Origin of the sequence: Catonella sp. (assembly GCF_052169795.1) — a bacterium.
In the GTDB taxonomy this organism is placed as follows: Bacteria; Bacillota; Clostridia; order Lachnospirales; family Lachnospiraceae; genus Catonella.
The window spans coordinates 1-3,986 of the sequence record NZ_JBQNBU010000139.1; the positions used below are offsets into that span (position 1 = coordinate 1).

The 3,986-nt window shown below is 34.3% G+C and carries 4 protein-coding genes; all 4 read left to right on the top strand.

Annotated elements, in window-relative coordinates; genetic code table 11:
• The coding region (locus ACTTKP_RS11515; protein WP_442554043.1) for a hypothetical protein at positions 1–372 on the top strand (372 nt) is incomplete at its 5' end.
• Positions 373–378: 6 nt separating this feature from the next.
• Positions 379–1,245, top strand: a complete 867-nt coding sequence (locus ACTTKP_RS11520; RefSeq protein ID WP_442554044.1) for a zinc ribbon domain-containing protein — start codon at positions 379–381, stop codon at positions 1,243–1,245.
• Positions 1,246–1,287: 42 nt separating this feature from the next.
• Positions 1,288–3,480, top strand: a complete 2,193-nt coding sequence (locus tag ACTTKP_RS11525) for a VWA domain-containing protein (protein ID WP_442554045.1) — start codon at positions 1,288–1,290, stop codon at positions 3,478–3,480.
• Positions 3,481–3,525: 45 nt separating this feature from the next.
• The coding region (locus tag ACTTKP_RS11530; protein ID WP_442554046.1) for a hypothetical protein at positions 3,526–3,986 on the top strand (461 nt) is incomplete at its 3' end.

Consider the following 3,986-nt stretch of genomic DNA (forward strand, 5'->3'; position numbering starts at 1 on the left):
CCTGTAAGGAAAAAGTCGGGTTTTGTTAAGCTTGTAGTACTGGCAGTACTCGTAGTAGCCTGCTACTTTGGATACAAGGAAGTAGAAAAACGCTTTTTATTACCAATAGGAAGCTGGAAGTCAGCAGACACACCTATTGAAATGAAATTTCTTGAAGATGGTGAGTTACAGATGGGAGCTTATGGAACATTTGCAGGTAATCTGAAGTGGAAAAAAACTTCGGGTGACAATTATTACATAAGCGGTGAAGTGCCTGAATTATTAGGTTTTTCACTTGGAGAAGTTGGTTGTGAGGCTCATTTTGACTGGAAAAATAAAAAATTAACAGTAAACTTTGGCTTTGGTGAGTTTACTTTTGATAAAGAGGAGTAGAAATACATGTTCTGTAATAAATGTGGCAATGAATTAGATGATAATGCTAAGTTCTGTGGTAAATGTGGCAATAAGATTGAACAGGATAAGTTTTGCAATACAACGGAGTCCGGCTCTGCAAGTGGGAATAATACAAATAAAAACACCTTTGACACAGAACAGATGATAGCTATAAGCTCAAAGTTAATTGATATATTGAAAGAGCGTAAGTATTTTGTGCTTGGTGCTGTTGGCATTATTATACTTATGCTTATAATTATTCCAATATTTAATAAAAAAGATGGCAATTTGCCGGATAATGCTGAGATTGCAAAGACAAGTTCATTATCTTCAGACTTAAAAGAATCGTCTTATATATCAGATGAAAACATAAATAATGAAGATAGTGAATTGAATCAAAATTCTAGTATAAGCAATGAGTATAATCAAGAAATAAATGAAGAGTCTTCTTATACAGAAATAGCAGATGATACTATAATTGATGTATATATGGGGCAAGGTAGTGAATATATTGATTATGCAAATAAGCAGTATTTCCCACCACAATTTGTAGATAGGTTGAAGGAAATAGGCAATAGCGTTGCTGATGGCAGTCTTGGTATGAGATTTGAGATAATAACCTTGCCTGCCCCGGCTAATGCAGCAAATAGTGATCCGCTTTTTGGTGCTGAAGTAACCAAAGAAGATATGTCAAATTTTATAGAGACTATAAAATCTCATCTGGTTAACTGGGGGATAAATATATATGAGAGTTTTGATGACAATAAATGGGATGTAAAGTATCTGGGGCTAATGTATCGTTTTTCTGAAACGGATGTGAATGTATATTTAGATATTAATAGAGGCATCTATAAAGCATTAGTATGGAAATAGAATACATAAAATAACAAAAATCAAGAGAAAGAGGATAACATTATGCATTGTAACAACTGTGGTAATGAACTTATTGCAGGGGCTAAGTTCTGCAACAAATGTGGAACACCTGTAAACCAAGAAGCAGATGATGAAATCAGTCAGGTACCCAAACAGGAAGTGACTGAAACCGAAATAACTTCAAATGCAGAAACTAAGGAAGTACCGGAAAAAACTGAAAATACAGGACAAAATTCTATTAAGACAAAAAGACCGTTTAATAAAAAACTGGCTGTAATACTGTCATTAGTACTTGCACTTTTGATAGCAGGATTGGGGACAGGCTTTTATATAGTAAAAGCTAAAACAGATGATTTCAGAAACTATATAGCAGAAACTGAGAAAAAAGCTAAAAGCTATAGTTCGCTTGGGAAATATGAGGATGAATATTCTTCATTAATCAAAGAAGCAGGAAAGACAGCAGACAGCTACAATATCTTTAAGTTTGAAGAAGAGCAGGAAAAGATATCTGCACTTTTTAAAAATGTAGATGAGCTTAAAGAAAGAATAGCAGATTATGAAAAGAAGTATAAAGATATAATAAATGAAACAGAGGTAGAAAGTAAATTCCTATTTGGAGATTATACTGCAAAATACGAAGAAGCAAAGGTAAAGACAGAAAAAGCTTTTTCAACACTTGATGAGGAAGAAAGTAAGGCAGGAGTAGACGAACTTGAGAGCATGCTAGCTGATATAAGGACTTACAATGAGCAAAAAGCAGAAGAATACAATAATAAGATTAGGGAAATGTCTGCCAGTAGAGATTATTTTGATGCAGAAAAGGGATTTATAGATAATGCTAAGAAAGAACTGGAAGAAGCTTTAAAGAACGCTGATTATGTAAAAGCAGAACAGGTATTTAACGACTTTGATGAGCAGAAAAAAAGGTATGACCGCATCGGTAAAAGTGATTATTTTGAAAACTTCATTCAGATGGATGTGTCTGAGGATAAGACGGTTAAATTTTATTATGAAGACAATGGTAATAATTGGAATGCTGACAAATTTACATTGCTTGAGAGAGGCAAGGGAGACAAAGAGTGGAGTCAGGCAGAAATTGTAGGAATGAATCAGGTAAACGGCTCGCTAAGTATAGACCTTGTAGTTGATGTAAGTGGAAGTATGCAGGACATATTCTATGACATGAAAGAATCTGTAAAAAATTTTATATCTAATACTGATGATGATACTGAGTTGGGGCTTTCAATTATTTCTGACATATATAGGAGAGAAAGTGAATTTACAGATGATAAGAATAATATAGTTAATCTAGTGGATGGGCTTAATTGTTATGGGCTTACAAGCCTTTATCAATCTCTCTATTCATCTGTAATATATACTGCATCGCAACCCGGTTCAAAATGCGTAGTTGCATTTACGGATGGCATGAATGTGCCATATGGTACAGGATATGACTTTTCGGAAGATGATGTTATTGAGGTATCAAAACGCTATAAAATACCTGTATATATAATAGCACTTGGCTCTCAGGTAGATAGTTATGTACTTAACAATATAGCCTATAGTACAGGTGGCAAATATTTTGATAATACAAGCATATATGATCTTTATAATGTTTATGAGGAAATATATGACTCACAAAAGACAATATATGAGCTCACTTATAAGTCTAAGCTAAGCAATAAAAAAGAAAGAGAAGTATATGTCAATTATTATGATGAATCAAGTGGATGGGGAGTAAGAAGCGAATTTGCAATAAAACCTGACATTATTCTTAATGGATATAGCGAAAATAGCATAGTAGACAGCTCAGACCTTAAATCATACTATACAAATAAAAAATACCTTGCTAGTGAAGAAGTGGCAAGAATCAGAAGTATAGGAGAGCTTCAGACAGTTATCAATATTTATTGTGCAAAGGCAGGCTATAAGTTTAAAACTGATGGAGATGTGCTTGTACTTATGAAGCAGATGGGCATAATAAAGAAAAACGGCAAGAAGACTATGGCTCAGGTAACAGCTAAATTGAAGAAAGATGAGGTACTATGGACTAACTTCAGCACTCTGTTTAACTACAGATATGAGTGGCTGTATGGGGTTGCATCCAGGCTGTATTATTATGGTTACACAGATTTTGATGAGTTAAATGAAGAAGTACATAGTGAACTTGGAGAAAGGACAGGAAGATTCGTAGATGTACTTAAGAAAATTTATAAGAAATTGGAAGATGAGTAGAACAATCAGACTAAGGATATTTTAAAAATAGGAGGAAAGAATACTATGAAACCAAGAATCAAGAAACAAGTCTTTTCACTGGCACTGGCACTAAGCCTCTCGTTTGGAATGACAGAACCGGCTGCAAAGCTTACCCTTGCAGCAACTAATGGAGCAGATAAGCTCTACTCAGCAACAGCAGAAAAAATCGACATTTACAAAAAGAATAAGAAGCCAAATGCGAGAAATTATAAGGCTGACTGGAATGTGAGAATCTTCTACACTCTTGAAGATATCAACACTAAGAGCAGTAAAGACGGTCAGATAAAGAAGTACAAGCTTGTAAGAAAAGAGCTGATAAATAAGAAAAATGGCAACCGTATAGAGTATGAGGTTTACAAGCATCCAAAAACAGGAAAGATGCATAAAATAACCTCCATAGAACACAGGAAGAATGACCTTGAAATAACAGATTATTACTATGATGACAAGGGAAAGCCAAACTTTGTATATCAGAGAAAAGACAG